The following is a 14,602-nucleotide window of genomic DNA, read 5'->3' as shown; positions in this document are numbered from 1 at the left end:
CCCTCCTTCGTGTCCCTAGACTTGACGCGTGCTCGAGAACCCCCGGTCGCCCCGTGTACGGTCCGTCGCGAAGCTCGCCAGGCGCGCGGCGCGGAAGGAGACGGGGCTCTTCCTCCTCGAAGGCCCGCAGGCGGTGCGGGAGGCCGTCGCCTTCCTCCCCGACGTCATCGTCGAGCTGTACGCCACGCCCACGGCGCTCGAGAAGCACGCGGATCTCCGCACCGCCCTCACCGACGCGGGCGTCGAGATCGAGTTCGTCACGGAGGCCGTGCTCGACGCGATGGCCGACACCGTCACGCCGCAGGGTTTCGTCGCGGTGGCGCGGCAGAACCCGACGGCGCTCAAGGACGTCTTCGCCTCGGAGCCCACGCTCATCGCGATCTGCGAGGAGGTCCGCGACCCGGGGAACCTCGGCACGATCATCCGTGCGGCGGATGCCGTGGGCGCCGACGCGGTCGTGCTCACGGGGCGGACCGTCGACCCGTACAACCCCAAGGTCGTCCGGTCGACGACGGGCTCGCTGTTCCACGTGCCCGTCGCCGTGGGCGCGGATCTCGCCGACGTCGCCGCCCGCGCGAAGGCGGCGGGGCTCGCGGTGATCGCGGCGGACGTCAAGGGCGAGGATCTGCTCGCGGCGCGCGAACGCGGGGCGCTCGCCCGGCCGACGGGATGGCTGTTCGGCAACGAGGCGCGGGGTCTCCCCGACGAGGCGCTCGCGCTCGCGGACGGCGCCCTGCGCCTGCCGATCTTCGGGCGCGCCGAGTCGCTGAACCTCGCCACGGCGGCGAGCGTGTGCCTGTACGAGAGCGCTTTCGCACAGCGCGCGGCGGGATGACGAGCGAACCGGCCCCCGTTACAACTCGGTAAAGCCTCCCGCGCGAAGGACAGCAGATCTTCAGGTTGTGTTTAGGGTAGACCGCATGGCTGAGCCCCTCGTCGTCGTGAAAGACGTACAGAAGCACTACGGCGAATTCCAAGCGCTGAAGGATGTCAACCTCACCGTCGACAAGGGGGAGGTCGTCGTCGTCATCGGTCCCTCCGGCTCCGGCAAGTCCACGCTGTGCCGCACGATCAACCGCCTCGAGACGATCACGAGCGGCACGATCGCGATCGACGGCAAGGAGCTTCCCAAGGAGGGCAAGGCCCTCGCGAACCTCCGCGCCGAGGTCGGGATGGTGTTCCAGTCGTTCAACCTCTTCTCGCACCTGACGATCCTCGAGAACATCACCCTCGGGCCCATCAAGGTGCGCGGCCTGAAGAAGGCCGATGCGGAGAAGGAGGCCAGGGCGCTTCTCGACCGCGTCGGCGTCGGCCACCAGGCGGAGAAGCTCCCCGCCCAGCTGTCGGGCGGTCAGCAGCAGCGCGTGGCGATCGCTCGCGCGCTGGCGATGCGTCCCAAGGTCATGCTCTTCGACGAGCCCACCAGTGCGCTCGACCCGGAGATGATCAACGAGGTGCTCGACGTCATGGTCGGCCTCGCGCAGGACGGCATGACGATGATCGTCGTCACCCATGAGATGGGCTTCGCTCGCAAGGCCGCCAACCGGGTGGTCTTCATGGCCGACGGGCAGATCGTCGAGCAGGCGAGCCCCGAGCAGTTCTTCACGAACCCGACCTCGGACCGTGCCAAGGACTTCCTCTCGAAGCTCATCACGCACTGACGACCCCGGCGCCGAACGACGACGTGCGGCCCGGTGAGACCTCAACCAACCAGGAGGAAGACACATGCGCAAGTTCCGCACCATCGCGAGCGTCGGGATCGCCACGGCGGCCCTGCTCGCGCTCACCGCATGCAACAGCGGCTCGCCCGGCAGCACGGGCGGCGACGGAGACGACAGCTCGACGGAGGACCTCTGGGAGGTCGCGACCGACGTCGACCTCCAGGACAGCCCGACGTACGACGACATGGTCGCGCGCGACGGTGTCGTCATCGGCGTCAAGGAGGACCAGCCCGGTCTGGGATACCTCGATCCCGCGACGAACGAGCGCTCGGGCTTCGACATCGACATCGCGCGCTGGCTGGCCGCGTCGCTCGGCTTCGACGACGACCAGATCACCTTCGAGGCGATCCCGTCGGCGAACCGCGAGCAGGCCATCATCAACGGTGACATCGACTACTACGTCGGCACCTACTCCATCACGGATGCCCGCAAGGAGCAGATCAACTTCGCCGGGCCGTACTTCGTCACCGGGCAGGGCCTCCTCGTGGCGGCGGACAACGACACGATCGAGTCCGACGCCGACCTGACCTCCGACGTGACGGTCTGCTCGGCGACGGGGTCCACGCCCATCCAGAACATCAAGGACAACTACGACGCGCAGACGGAGGAGTTCGACACCTACTCCCAGTGCGTCGAGGCACTGAAGTCGGGCCAGGTCGACGCGGTCACGACGGACGAGGCGATCCTCATCGGATACGCGGCGCAGGAGCCCGAGAACCTGAAGGTCGTCGGCGAGACCTTCAGCGAGGAGCGCTACGGCATCGGCCTCCCGAAGGGCGACACGGCCCTCACGGAGTACTTCAACACCGTGCTCACCGACGGCGGAGACACCTGGCAGGCGATCTTCGACAAGAACCTCGGCGCGTCGGGAGTCACGACGACGCAGCCCGAGGTCGACCCCGTCGACTGAACCGTCGATTCGGGGCGGCCGGACGCGCCGCCCCGAATCCTCGTCCTTGAGAGGATCCGCCTTGGGCATCATCATCGACAACCTCGATCTGTGGGGGGATGCGCTGTGGGGAACGCTCGTGCTGTTCTTCGCCGGCGCGGCCATCGCGCTCGTCCTCGGTCTCATCGTCGGTGCGATGCGCGTCTCTCCCGTGCCGATCGCGAGAGCGGTCGGCACCGTCTACGTCAACGTCGTCCGAAACACCCCGCTGACCCTGCTGTTCTTCTTCTTCGCGTTCGGCGTCCCGCTCCTCGTCGGAACGCGCGTGGACTTCCTCGCGCTGGGGATCTGGGCTCTCGGCCTCTATACGGCGACGTATGTGGCGGAGACGATCCGATCGGGGATCAACACCGTTCCCGTCGGCCAAGCGGAGGCGGCGCGGGCACTCGGCCTGACCTTCAGCCAGGTGATGACGCTGATCGTGCTCCCGCAGGCATCGCGCTCGGTGATCCCGCCCATGATGAGCGTGCTCATCGCCCTCCTGAAGAACACGACGGTCGCGGCGGGATTCTCGGTGCTCAATCTCGGCTCGATCCGGGCCTATCTGTCCGAGCGCGGTGAGAACGCACTCGGCGTGCTGCTCTGGGTCATGGTGATCTTCATCGTCCTCGTACTGCTGCTCGGCTGGTTACAGCGCTGGCTCGAGATCCGCTGGAAGGTGACGCGATGACCTCCGTCCTCTATGACGTCCCCGGACCGCGCGCGGTACTGCGGAACCGGGTCCTCGGCGTGGCGACGGTCGTCGTCGTCGCGGCCCTGATCGCCCTCGTCGTCTGGCGCCTGGCCGTGACGGGCCAGTTCTCGGCCGCCAAGTGGTCGATCTTCACGTACACGAACGTCTGGGTGCAGATCGGGCTGTCGGCGGTGCGCACCCTCGCCGCGTTCGCCGCGGCGGGAGTGGGGGCGATCGTCCTCGGCTTCGTGCTGGCGATCGCGCGCCTGTCCGAGCACCGGTGGGTGCGGATCCCTGCCACGGTCATCGTGGAAGTCCTCCGCGCCGTTCCCGTGCTGATCTTCATGATGCTCCTCTACTACGGGCTTCCCGTCATCGGCATCCGGCTCGACTCCTACTGGGCGGTCGTCATCGCTCTCGTCGCCTATAACGGATCCGTGCTGGCGGAGGTGATCCGTGCGGGCGTCGTCTCGCTGCCCGGAGGGCAGAGCGAGGCGGGGTACGCGATCGGGCTGCGCAAGAGCGGCGTCATGCGTCTGATCCTGCTGCCGCAGGCGCTGAGAGCCATGATGCCGGTCGTCATCGCTCAGCTCGTCGTGACGCTGAAGGACACCGCGCTCGGCTTCATCATCACCTATCCCGAGCTTCTCTACTACGCCAAGCTCATCGGATCGAACGCGGTCTACGGCTCGCCCCTCATCCCCGCCGCGCTCGTGTCCGGCTCGATCTACATCGCGCTCTGCCTCGGCCTGTCCTACCTCGCGCGCGTGGTGGAGAAGCGAACGAGCCGTGCCCCGGGCGTCGCCCGAACAGAGCCGATCGATCCGCGCAGGCATGAGGAGCAGACGGTCACGCAGGTGCTGTCGGCCCAGATCGACCCCCTCGACGTGCCCGGCGACGGCGGCCCATCCCGCTGACACGGCGAGTCCCCTCATGCGGGCCGACTAGACTCGTCTTCCGTGTCTGATGCTCCCGAGATCACCCCCGACGGGGTCGAAGCCGCTGTGGCGGACGCGCTCGCCGCGCTCGCCGCGGCCCCCGACACCGCGGCCCTGAAGGCCGCCCGTGCCGCGCATGCGGGGGAGGGGTCGCCCCTCGCCGCGTTCAACGCGCAGCTGCGGAACGTGCCGAAGGAGCAGAAGGCCGAGCTCGGCAAGCTCGTCGGTCAGGCACGCGGTCGCGTGACCCAGGCGCTCGTCGCGCGCGAGGCCGAGCTCGCCGACGCCGAGCTCGCCGCGCAGCTCGAGGCCGAGCGCATCGACATCACGGCCGTGGCGAGCCGCACCCGCACGGGCGCTCGGCATCCGCTCAACGTGCTGCAGGACGACATCTGCGACCTCTTCGTCGGCATGGGCTGGGAGATCGCGGAGGGGCCCGAGCTCGAGCACGAGTGGTTCAACTTCGACGCCCTGAACTTCGACGTCGACCACCCCGCGCGCCAGATGCAGGACACGTTCTTCGTCGACCCGGTCGAGCGCCATCTCGTCCTGCGGACGCACACGAGCCCCGTGCAGGTCCGCTCGATGCTCGAGCGCGAGGTGCCGATCTACGTGCTGTGCCCGGGACGGGTGTACCGCACGGACGAGTTCGACGCGACGCACCTGCCGGTGTTCACCCAGTTCGAGGGCCTCGTCGTCGACAAGGGCATCACGATGGCGCACCTCAAGGGCACGCTCGACCATTTCGCGAGGCAGCTCTTCGGGCCGGAGGCGAAGATGCGCTTCCGCACGAACTACTTCCCGTTCACCGAGCCGTCAGCCGAGCTCGATCTCTGGCACCCGACCTTCAAGGGCGGCGCGCGCTGGATCGAGTGGGGCGGCTGCGGGATGGTCAACCCCAACGTGCTGCGCGCGGCGGGCATCGATCCCGAGGTGTACAGCGGGTTCGCGTTCGGGATGGGCATCGAGCGCGGCCTGATGTTCCGCAGCGACGTGAAGGACATGCGCGACATGGCAGAGGGCGATGTGCGCTTCAGCGAGCAGTTCGGGATGGTGGTGTGATGCGCGTCCCGCTCTCGTGGCTGCGTGAGTACGTCGATCTTCCGCAGGGGACGACGCCCGAGGACGTGCTGGCCGCGCTCGTGCGCGTCGGCTTCGAGGAGGAGGAGGTCATCCGCTTCGACCTCACCGGCCCCGTCGTCGTCGGCCGGGTGCTCTCCTTCGAGGAGGAGCCGCAGAAGAACGGCAAGACCATCCGCTGGTGCCGGGTCGACGTCGGCGAGGCCGAGCCGCGGGGCATCGTGTGCGGTGCGGGGAACTTCTTCGCCGGCGACGAGGTCGTGGTGACGCTCCCGGGCGCCGTGCTGCCCGGTCCCTTCCCGATCGCGGCGCGCAAGACCTACGGACACGTGTCCGACGGGATGATCGCCTCCGCGCGCGAGCTCGGCCTCGGCGACGAGCACAACGGCATCCTGCGTCTCGTCGAGCTCGGGATCGACGCCGAGCCCGGCACGGACGCGATCGCGCTGCTCGGTCTCGACGACACGGCGGTCGACGTCAACGTCACGCCCGACCGCGGGTACGCCCTGTCCATCCGCGGCATCGCCCGCGAGTACGCGCACGCCACGGGAGCGGCGTTCCGCGACCCCGCCGACCGTCCGTGGGCGGAGGTCGAGCCGGGCGAGGGCTTCCCCGTGACGGTCGACGACCGCGCGCCGATCCGCGGCAACGTCGGGGCGAGGGAGTTCGTCGTCCGGGTCGTGCGCGGCGTCGACGCCTCGAAGCCCACGCCGCCGTGGATGATCACGCGCCTCGCGCTCGCGGGCGTGCGCTCGGTGTCGCTCCTCGTCGACATCACGAACTACGTGATGCTCGAGCTCGGGAACCCGATCCACGGCTACGACCTCGAGACCCTCTCCGGCGGCATCACGGTGCGCCGTGCGGCCGAGGGAGAGAGGCTCGAGACGCTCGACGGCCAGGTGCGCGAGCTCCACCCCGAGGACCTCGTCATCGCCGACGAGTCGGGGCCGATCGGTCTCGCGGGAGTCATGGGCGGCGCGAAGACCGAGATCGGCGCCACGACCCAGGACGTCCTCGTCGAGGCCGCGACCTTCGACCAGATCACGATCGCTCGGACGGCCCGCCGTCACAAGCTCTCGAGCGAGGCGTCGCGCCGGTTCGAGCGCGGTGTCGACCCGCTCGTCCCGTTCGCGGCGGCGCAGCGCGTCGTCGACCTTCTCGTCGAGCTCGCCGGCGGCACTGCCGACGCCCTCGGCGGCGCGCTCTTCTCCGAGCACGTCGCCCAGGGGATCGAGCTGCCCGCGGCGTTCGTCCCCGGCCTCATCGGCGTCGACTACACCGACGAGGAGATCGTCGGAGCGGTCGAGACGATCGGCGCCGAGGTCGCCGCCGTCGACGGGGGATGGCAGGTCATCCCGCCGTCGTGGCGGCCCGACCTCACCGACAAGTGGACGCTCGCGGAGGAGGTCGCGCGCATCCACGGGCTCGAGCGCATCCCGTCGGTCCTCCCCACGCCCCCGTCCGGGCGGGGGCTCACGCCCGCCCAGCAGGGGCGCCGCCGTGTCGCGAACGCTCTCGCGGCCGCCGGCTTCGTGGAGACGCCGTCGTTCCCCTTCACGACGGAGGCGCAGAACGACCTCCACGGCTCGGCGTCGGGCGAGCACCTGCCGAGCGTCAAGCTCGCCAACGCCCTCGACGGCCAGGCGCCGTTCCTGCGCAGGTCGCTCCTGCCCGGGCTCCTGCAGACCGCGCACCGCAACCTCTCCCGCGGGCTCACGGATCTCGCGCTCTTCGAGATCGGCGCGGTCTTCCTCCCCGAGGCCGGCAGGGCCTACGGCACCGACGCCGTCCCGCCGCTCGCCGTGCGCCCCGACGCGGCGACCCTCGCGGCGCTGGACGCCTCCATCCCGCCGCAGCCGCGCCGCGTCGCCATCCTGCTCGCGGGCAGCATCGCCCCCAAGCAGCCGGGCCGCGCCGCGGAGCCGGCAGGACTCGAGGTCGCGCTCGACGCCGTGCGCACGATCGCCGTCGCCGCCGGCGTGGAGATCGAGGTCGTGCAGGGCGAGCGCGCGGCGCTCCATCCGGGTCGCACGGGCGTCCTCTCCGCGCGCGGCGCCGAGGTGGGCTACGTCGGCGAGCTGCTGCCGCGGGTCGCCGCCGACGCCGATCTCGCCGGACGCGTCACGGTCGCCGAGATCGACATCGACGCCGTGCTCGGCCTCGCGGGCGAGCGCGTCGTGGCCGAGACGCTCTCGACGTTCCCCGCCGCGACGCAGGACGTGTCGCTCGTCGTGCCGGCGGACCTGCCGGCCGCCGATCTGCGGGCGGCGCTCGCGGAGGGCTCGGGCGACCTGCTCGAGTCGCTGCGCCTCGTCGACGACTATCGCGGTCAGGGCGTGCCGGACGGGACGAAGAGCCTCACGTTCGCCCTCCGGTTCCGCGCGTCCGACCGGACGCTGACCGCCGCCGAGGCGTCCGACGCGAAGCTCGCGGGCGTCGCCGTGGCGCGCGAGCGCTTCGGCGCGACGCTGCGCGAGTAGCGGAGACCGCGGGGTCGTCCGATGCGGATGGCCGCGAGACCGAGCGCCGGTCGGCGTGCGGGCCAGTGCCTGGTCGGCCGATCGAGCACGCCCTGCCCCTCGATCCGCGTCCCCCATCCGTCGGAGGAGAGGACGATGGAAGCGGTGCCCGCCGACTCGAGCGCCGCGTGCAGCGCCCCCGCGTGGGCGACGACGAGCATCTGCTCCTGCCCGACGCGTTCGCGCTCGGCCTCGAGGAGCGGCGACGTGCTACTGTCGTCCCCATGACCTCGTCCGCGACGCCCCTCACGCTCTCCCCGAGCGTCGTCGTCGCGCCCCGACGTCCGCGCGGCCGCCGAATCTAGGCGGCACCGCGAAGCCTCCGCGCGCACGCGCGGTCCGTCCGCAGGTGTCGCCGTCCCAGGCCCCCGCTCACGGACAATAAGGTAGAGGTCATGTCGTATTCGGTCGCCGTCTCCGGCGCTTCGGGCTATGCCGGCGGCGAGCTGCTCCGGCTGCTCGCCGCACACCCCGACGTCGAGATCCGCACGGTCACCGCGCACTCGAACGCCGGGCAGCCGCTCATCCAGCACCAGCCGCACCTGCGCTCGCTCGCGCATCTCACCCTCCAGGACACGACCCCCGAGAACCTCGCGGGTCACGACATCGTGTTCCTGGCGCTGCCGCACGGGCAGTCGGGCCAGTACACCGACGCGCTCGGCGACGCGGCGCTCGTCATCGACTGCGGCGCCGATCACCGCCTCACGGACGAGCGCGACTGGGACGCCTTCTACGGCGGCGAGTTCCACGAGCCCTGGACGTACGGCGTGCCCGAGCTCGTCGTCGGCGGGGCGAAGCAGCGGGAGCGCCTGGCCGGCGCGACGCGCATCGCGGCCCCGGGCTGCAACGCGTCCACCGTGAGCCTCAGCCTCGCGCCCGGGGTCGCCGCGGGAGTGGTCGACGCCTCCGACATCGTGACCGTCCTCGCCGTCGGCCCGTCGGGTGCGGGCAAGAGCCTCAAGACCCACCTGCTGGGCGCCGAGCTCCTCGGCACCGCGAACCCGTATGCCGTGGGCGGCACGCACCGCCACATCCCCGAGATCGTGCAGGCGCTGCGCGGCGCAGGCGCCACCGGCGATGTGCGCGTCTCGTTCACGCCCGTGCTCGTCCCGATGGCGCGGGGCATCCTCGCGACCTCGACCGCGCCCATCGCCGAAGGCGTCACCGACACGCAGATCCGCGACGCGTGGGAGCAGGCCTACGGGGACGAGACCTTCGTGCAGCTGCTCCCCGAGGGGCAGCTGCCGCGCACAGCCGACGTGACGGGGGCGAACACCGCGCTCCTCGGCCTCGTGATCGACCGCGCGGCGAACCGCGTCGTCGTCGTCGCCGCGGTCGACAACCTCGCCAAGGGCACCGCCGGCGCCGCGATCCAGTCGATGAACATCGCGCTCGGCCTGCCCGAGGGGCGCGCGCTGACCGTGAACGGAGTGGCGCCGTGAGCGTGACAGCACCCGCAGGGTTCGAGGCGGCCGGCGTCGTCGCCGGGCTCAAGTCGACCGGGAAGCCCGACGTCGCCGTGATCGTGAACCGGGGTCCGCTCAAGGCGGGCGCGGCGGTCTACACGTCGAACCGCGCGAAGGCGAACCCGGTCCTGTGGTCGCAGGAGGCGATCAAGGGCGGCGTCGTCGAGGCGGTCGTCCTCAACTCCGGCGGCGCGAACTGCTTCACGGGGGCGTTCGGCTTCCAGACGACGCACCAGACCGCCGAGAGAGCGGCGGAGCTGCTCGGCGTCGGTGCGATCGGCGTCCAGGTCTGCTCGACGGGTCTCATCGGGACGGGCGACGAGGCCTTCCGCGCGAAGGTCCTCGACGGCACCGAGAAGGCGATCGCCGCGCTGAGCGCCGACGGCGGCGAGGACGCCGCACGCGCCATCATGACGACGGACACGGTTCCGAAGATGTCTGTGCTCCGAGGCGACGGGTGGTCCATCGGCGGCATCGCGAAGGGGGCGGGGATGCTCGCCCCGGGCCTGGCGACCATGCTCGTCGTGATCACGACCGACGCCGTCCTCGACTCCGCGCAGGCCGACGCCCACCTGCGCGAGGCGACGCGCGTGAGCTTCGACCGGCTCGACTCCGACGGCTGCATGTCGACGAACGACCAGGTCACCCTGCTCGTGAGCGGCGCCTCCGGCGTCGTGCCCGACGAGACGGCCTTCGCGGACGCGCTCGCCGAGGTGTGCCGCGACCTCGCCCGCCAGCTGCAGGCCGACGCGGAGGGCGCGAGCCATGCGATCACGATCGAGGTCGTGAACGCGGCGAGCGAGGACGACGCCGTCGAGGTGGGCCGCTCCGTGGCGCGCAACAACCTGTTCAAGGCGGCCGTCTTCGGCAACGACCCGAACTGGGGCCGCGTGCTCGCCGCGATCGGCACGACCGAGGCCGACTTCGACCCGTACGACGTCGACGTCCTCATGAACGGTGTCCGCGTCTGCAGCGGGGGCGGCCCCGACCGTCCCCGCGAAGAGGTCGACCTCACGCCGCGCGACACGCACGTCGTGATCGACCTCCGCGTGGGCACGGCGACCGCCACCATCCTCACGAACGACCTCACGCACGACTACGTCCACGAGAACAGCGCGTACTCCTCATGACACCGATCGATCTCCAGGACACGACCCCCGAGGAGGCCGCCTTCAAGGCGACCACGCTCATCGAGTCTCTGCCGTGGCTCAGGCAGTTCCGCGATCAGGTCGTCGTCGTCAAGTACGGCGGCAACGCGATGATCTCCGAGGAGCTGCAGGACGCCTTCGCGCAGGACATCGCCTACCTCCGATACGTCGGGATCAAGCCGGTCGTGGTCCACGGCGGCGGCCCGCAGATCTCGAGCATGCTCGACCGGCTCGCGATCCCGAGCGAGTTCAAGGGCGGCTACCGCGTCACGAGCACGGAGGCGGTCACGGTCGTCCGGATGGTCCTGACCGGCCAGATCAACCCCCAGCTCGTCGCGAAGATCAACTCCTACGGTCCCTTCGCGGTCGGAGTCTCGGGGGAGGACGCCGGCCTCTTCGGCGGACGGCAGCGCGGCGTCGTCATCGACGGCGTCGAGGAGAGCCTCGGGCGCGTCGGCGACGTCGTCCGCGTCGATCCGACGCCGGTGCTCGACCACCTCAAGGCCGACCGCATCCCGGTCGTCGCGGGCGTCGCGCCCGACCTCGACCACCCCGGTCACACGCTCAACATCAACGCGGACGCCGCGGCGTCCGCGCTCGCGGTGGCCCTGGGCGCGCGCAAGCTCGTGGTGCTCACGGACGTGCCCGGTCTCTACGCGGACTGGCCCGACCGGGACTCGCTCGTCTCCCACATCCGGGCGCCGGAGCTGCGCGAGATGCTGCCCACGCTCGAGTCGGGGATGATCCCGAAGATGCAGGCGTGTCTCGACGCGGTCGACGGCGGCGTGCCGTCGGCGGCGATCATCGACGGGCGGGTGCCGCACTCGGTGCTCGTCGAGCTCTTCACCAGCAAGGGAATCGGAACGGAGGTGGTGGCCGAATGACCACCTGGCAGGATGACGCATCACGCGATCTCATGAGCCTCGGCGGGCGCCTCGCGCTGCTCACGCGCGGCGAGGGATCCTCCGTCTGGGACGACGAGGGGCGTCGTTACCTCGACTTCCTCGGCGGCATCGCCGTGAACGGCCTCGGACACGGCCACCCCGTCTTCGTCGAGGCGGTCTCGCGACAGGCGGCGACGCTCGCGCACGTCTCGAACTACTTCGCGAGCCCCGCCCAGCTGGAGCTGGCCGCGCGTCTCAAGCGGCTCGCGGGAACGGGGGAGAGCGGACGGGTCTTCCTCGCGAACTCGGGCGCCGAGGCGAACGAGGCGGCCATCAAGCTCGCGCGCCTGCACGGCGGCAAGACCGGGAAGACCTCCATCCTCGTGCTGAACGGCGCGTTCCACGGCCGGACGACGGGCACGCTGTCGCTCACGCCGAAGGCCGCCTACCAGGACCCGTTCCGCCCGCTGCTCCCGGGCATCCGGGCGATCGACCCGACGATCGAGGCGCTGGAGGCGGCCGTCGACGACACCGTCGTCGCGCTGATCGCGGAGCCCATCCAGGGAGAGGCGGGGGTCGTCCCGCTGCCCGACGGCTACCTCGCACGTGCGAGGGAGCTCACGTCGCGGCACGGCGCCCTGCTCATCCTCGACGAGGTGCAGACCGGGTCGGGGCGGACGGGGGAGTGGTTCGCCTTCCAGCGGGAGGGCATCGCACCGGATGCGGTCACGCTCGCCAAGAGCATCGGCGCGGGCTTCCCGCTGGGCGCGCTCATCACGTTCGGGGCCGCGAGCGACCTCTTCTCCCCCGGCACGCACAACTCGACGTTCGGCGGGAATCCGCTCGCGAGCGCGGTCGCGAACGCGGTCCTCGACCACATCGAGACCGAGGGGCTGCTCGACAACGTCGCCGCCCGCGGCGCGCAGCTGCGCGAGGGCGTCGGAGGGCTCCCCCTCGTGACCGGCACGCGCGGCGCCGGCCTCCTCATCGGCATCACGCTCTCGGCGCCCGTCGCCGGGGAGGTGCGCGCGGCGGCGCACGAGCGCGGCCTCATCGTCAACGCCCCCGCGGACGACGTCATCCGCATCGCCCCCGCCTACACGATCGGCGACGCCGAGGTGGAGGAGTTCCTCGTCCTGTTCGGCGAGGCGCTCGCCGCCGTCGCCGCGACCATCCCGACCCCCACGGAGACCCCCGCATGACCCGCCACTTCCTGCGCGACGACGACATCACGCCCGCCGAGCAGGCCGAGATCCTGGACCTGGCCGCCGAGCTCAAGAAGGACCGCTGGGCCGACAAGACCCTCGCGGGGCCCAAGACGGTCGCGGTGATCTTCGACAAGTCGTCGACCCGCACGCGCGTGTCGTTCGCCGTGGGCATCGCGGACCTCGGCGGCACCCCGCTCGTCATCACGACGGCGAGCAGCCAGCTCGGCGGCAAGGAGACGCCCGCCGACACCGCGCGGGTGCTGGAACGCCAGGTCGCCGCCATCGTGTGGCGCACCTACGCGCAGAAGGGCCTCGAGGAGATGGCGGCCGGCACGAGGGTGCCCGTGGTCAACGCGCTCAGCGACGACTTCCACCCGTGCCAGCTGCTGGCGGATCTGCTCACGCTGCGCGAGCACAAGGGCGAGCTGAAGGGCCTGACGCTGTCGTTCTTCGGCGACGGACGCAGCAACATGGCGCACTCCTATGCGCTCGCCGGCGCGATGGCGGGGATGCACGTGCGCATCGCCTCCCCGGAGGACTACGCGCCGCGGGCGGACGTCGTGGCGGACGCCGACCGCATCGGCGCCTCCACGGGCGGCTCCGTCGTGCTCCTCACCGACCCCCTGGAAGCGGCGGCCGGAGCCGACGTCGTCGTGACCGACACGTGGGTGTCGATGGGCAAGGAGGAGGAGAAGCTCGCGCGCCTGCGCGACCTCGGCGACTACAAGGTGACGCCGGAGCTCATGGGGCTCGCCGACGACGAGGCCCTCTTCATCCACTGCCTCCCCGCCGATCGCGGCTACGAGGTCGACGCCGAGGTCATCGACGGCCCGCAGAGCGTCATCTGGGACGAGGCGGAGAACCGCCTCCACGCACAGAAGGCGCTCCTCGTTTGGCTGATGCGCCAGGCGGACTGAGGAGCAGGATCGCGACCCGTCGGGCACGGCTCGACGGGGCGGGACGCGAGCGCGGCATCGACCTCGCCCGCGGCCTCGCGGTGATCGGGATGTTCGCCGCGCACCTCCTCGACACGTCGCCCTTCGACGGGGACGATCCGACGACGTGGACCGACGTCGTCAACGGCCGCTCCTCCATCCTCTTCGCGACGCTCGCCGGCGTCTCCCTCGCGCTGGTGTCGGGCGGCTCGACGCCGGTGGCGGGCACGCGGATGGACGTCGTCCGCGGACGCGTCGTCGTGAGGGCCGTGAGCATCTGGGCGATCGGGATCCTCCTCATCGCCCTCGAGACGCCCGTGTACGTCATCCTGCCCGCCTACGCGCTCCTCTTCCTCGCAGCGCTGCCCGTCCTGTCGCTGCGCGCGAGCACGCTGTTCGCGATCGCCGGCGCGGTCGCGGTGGCGGGACCGTTCCTCGTCTGGCTCATCGACACGTGGGCGGTCTGGGAGACGCCCGCGGGCGCTGCCCTCGAGCAGGCGACGGGATGGCACTATCCGTTCGTCCTCTGGTTCGCGTTCGTCGCCGCGGGGATGGGGATCGGCCGGCTGGCGTCGTCGAGGCCGTCGACCGCCGGCGCGCTCGTCTGCTTCGGTGCGGCTCTGGCCCTTCTCGGATACGGGATCATCGGTCGCTGGGCTCCCGTCGCGCCCGCCGAGACGGTGTGGTCGTTCGTGCTCTCGTCCGAGGCGCACTCGAGCGGCGTCGCCGAGGCCGTGGGATCCGGGGGGTTCGCGATCGCGGTCATCGGCGCGTGCGTGCTGCTGTGCGCCACGCCCGCGCGGTGGCTCGTCTGGCCGCTGCGGGCCGTCGGGTCCATGCCGCTGACCGCATACGCGGCGCAGCTGGTCGCCTGGGCCCTCCTCCAGCCGGAGCCGACGGTGCTGCAGCTCGGGTCCGACCTCGTCGCCTTCCGCGCGCTCGACCCGTTCTGGCCCCTCACGATCGCCACGATCGCGGCCTGTACGCTGTGGGCGCTCCTCGTGGGGCGGGGGCCGCTGGAGGCGGCGATCGGATGGGCGGCGAAGGCGCTCGTGCCGGCGCGCTGAGCGGTCGGAGGCGC

General features: G+C 71.2%; 14 protein-coding genes. All 14 read left to right on the top strand.

The genetic code is table 11. The features are described 5' to 3' along the window. Nucleotides 1-28 precede the first annotated feature (28 nt). The 14 genes from N8K70_RS11485 (at nucleotide 29) to N8K70_RS11420 (ending at nucleotide 14,588) form a co-directional block, all read left to right on the top strand. Nucleotides 29-835, top strand: a complete 807-nt coding sequence (locus tag N8K70_RS11485) for a TrmH family RNA methyltransferase (protein ID WP_317138474.1) — start codon at nucleotides 29-31, stop codon at nucleotides 833-835. An 85-nt stretch (nucleotides 836-920) separates the two neighbouring features. Then, nucleotides 921-1,661, top strand: a complete 741-nt coding sequence (locus tag N8K70_RS11480; protein WP_317138473.1) for an amino acid ABC transporter ATP-binding protein — start codon at nucleotides 921-923, stop codon at nucleotides 1,659-1,661. A 64-nt stretch (nucleotides 1,662-1,725) separates the two neighbouring features. Beyond that, nucleotides 1,726-2,631 carry a glutamate ABC transporter substrate-binding protein gene (locus tag N8K70_RS11475; protein ID WP_317138472.1) on the top strand — a complete coding sequence of 302 codons (906 nt, stop codon included), beginning with the start codon at nucleotides 1,726-1,728 and terminating at the stop codon, nucleotides 2,629-2,631. A 61-nt stretch (nucleotides 2,632-2,692) separates the two neighbouring features. Continuing rightward, nucleotides 2,693-3,340 (top strand): amino acid ABC transporter permease, encoded by a 648-nt coding sequence (locus tag N8K70_RS11470; protein WP_317138471.1) that lies wholly within the window; start codon nucleotides 2,693-2,695, stop codon nucleotides 3,338-3,340. Further along, nucleotides 3,337-4,260, top strand: coding sequence for an amino acid ABC transporter permease (locus tag N8K70_RS11465; protein ID WP_317138470.1), 924 nt, complete (start codon nucleotides 3,337-3,339; stop codon nucleotides 4,258-4,260). Before N8K70_RS11470 ends, N8K70_RS11465 begins: the two co-directional genes overlap by 4 nt. A 42-nt stretch (nucleotides 4,261-4,302) precedes the next feature. After that, nucleotides 4,303-5,343: a phenylalanine--tRNA ligase subunit alpha gene (pheS, locus tag N8K70_RS11460; RefSeq protein WP_317138469.1), complete on the top strand. Its 1,041-nt coding sequence runs from the start codon at nucleotides 4,303-4,305 to the stop codon at nucleotides 5,341-5,343. Next, entirely contained in the window at nucleotides 5,343-7,841 is a 2,499-nt protein-coding gene (gene pheT, locus N8K70_RS11455) for a phenylalanine--tRNA ligase subunit beta (protein ID WP_317138468.1), read from the top strand. Before pheS ends, pheT begins: the two co-directional genes overlap by 1 nt. Before the next feature lie 167 nt (nucleotides 7,842-8,008). After that, a complete protein-coding gene (locus N8K70_RS11450) occupies nucleotides 8,009-8,185 on the top strand; it encodes a hypothetical protein (RefSeq protein ID WP_317138467.1) in 177 nt (58 codons plus the stop codon). Nucleotides 8,186-8,275: 90 nt separating this feature from the next. Continuing rightward, on the top strand, nucleotides 8,276-9,322 hold the full coding sequence (gene argC, locus N8K70_RS11445) for an N-acetyl-gamma-glutamyl-phosphate reductase (protein ID WP_317138466.1): 1,047 nt from the start codon (nucleotides 8,276-8,278) through the stop codon (nucleotides 9,320-9,322). Further along, nucleotides 9,319-10,476: a bifunctional glutamate N-acetyltransferase/amino-acid acetyltransferase ArgJ gene (gene argJ, locus N8K70_RS11440; protein WP_317138465.1), complete on the top strand. Its 1,158-nt coding sequence runs from the start codon at nucleotides 9,319-9,321 to the stop codon at nucleotides 10,474-10,476. Before argC ends, argJ begins: the two co-directional genes overlap by 4 nt. Continuing rightward, nucleotides 10,473-11,378 (top strand): acetylglutamate kinase, encoded by a 906-nt coding sequence (argB, locus tag N8K70_RS11435; RefSeq protein WP_317138464.1) that lies wholly within the window; start codon nucleotides 10,473-10,475, stop codon nucleotides 11,376-11,378. Before argJ ends, argB begins: the two co-directional genes overlap by 4 nt. Then, complete coding sequence (locus tag N8K70_RS11430) at nucleotides 11,375-12,580, top strand: acetylornithine transaminase (RefSeq protein WP_317138463.1); 1,206 nt, start codon at nucleotides 11,375-11,377, stop codon at nucleotides 12,578-12,580. Before argB ends, N8K70_RS11430 begins: the two co-directional genes overlap by 4 nt. Next, nucleotides 12,577-13,503 carry an ornithine carbamoyltransferase gene (gene argF / locus N8K70_RS11425; RefSeq protein ID WP_317138462.1) on the top strand — a complete coding sequence of 309 codons (927 nt, stop codon included), beginning with the start codon at nucleotides 12,577-12,579 and terminating at the stop codon, nucleotides 13,501-13,503. Before N8K70_RS11430 ends, argF begins: the two co-directional genes overlap by 4 nt. Beyond that, the gene (locus tag N8K70_RS11420; protein WP_317138461.1) at nucleotides 13,479-14,588 is read left to right on the top strand and encodes a heparan-alpha-glucosaminide N-acetyltransferase domain-containing protein; all 1,110 of its coding nucleotides are present in this window, start codon (nucleotides 13,479-13,481) and stop codon (nucleotides 14,586-14,588) included. Before argF ends, N8K70_RS11420 begins: the two co-directional genes overlap by 25 nt. Nucleotides 14,589-14,602 lie beyond the last annotated feature (14 nt).

This window comes from Microbacterium sp. AB (assembly GCF_032878875.1).
Lineage (GTDB): Bacteria > Actinomycetota > Actinomycetes > Actinomycetales > Microbacteriaceae > Microbacterium > Microbacterium betulae.
The sequence above is the reverse complement of the archived record's forward strand: the minus strand, read 5'-3'. Positions and strand labels throughout refer to the sequence as shown.

Coding starts and splice junctions, on each gene's coding strand:
- N8K70_RS11480 (WP_317138473.1), top strand. CDS start 921: ATGGCTGAGCCCCTCGTCGTCGTGAAAGACGTACAGAAGCACTACGGC.
- N8K70_RS11475 (WP_317138472.1), top strand. CDS start 1,726: ATGCGCAAGTTCCGCACCATCGCGAGCGTCGGGATCGCCACGGCGGCC.
- N8K70_RS11465 (WP_317138470.1), top strand. CDS start 3,337: ATGACCTCCGTCCTCTATGACGTCCCCGGACCGCGCGCGGTACTGCGG.
- pheT (WP_317138468.1), top strand. CDS start 5,343: ATGCGCGTCCCGCTCTCGTGGCTGCGTGAGTACGTCGATCTTCCGCAG.
- argC (WP_317138466.1), top strand. CDS start 8,276: ATGTCGTATTCGGTCGCCGTCTCCGGCGCTTCGGGCTATGCCGGCGGC.
- argB (WP_317138464.1), top strand. CDS start 10,473: ATGACACCGATCGATCTCCAGGACACGACCCCCGAGGAGGCCGCCTTC.
- N8K70_RS11430 (WP_317138463.1), top strand. CDS start 11,375: ATGACCACCTGGCAGGATGACGCATCACGCGATCTCATGAGCCTCGGC.
- argF (WP_317138462.1), top strand. CDS start 12,577: ATGACCCGCCACTTCCTGCGCGACGACGACATCACGCCCGCCGAGCAG.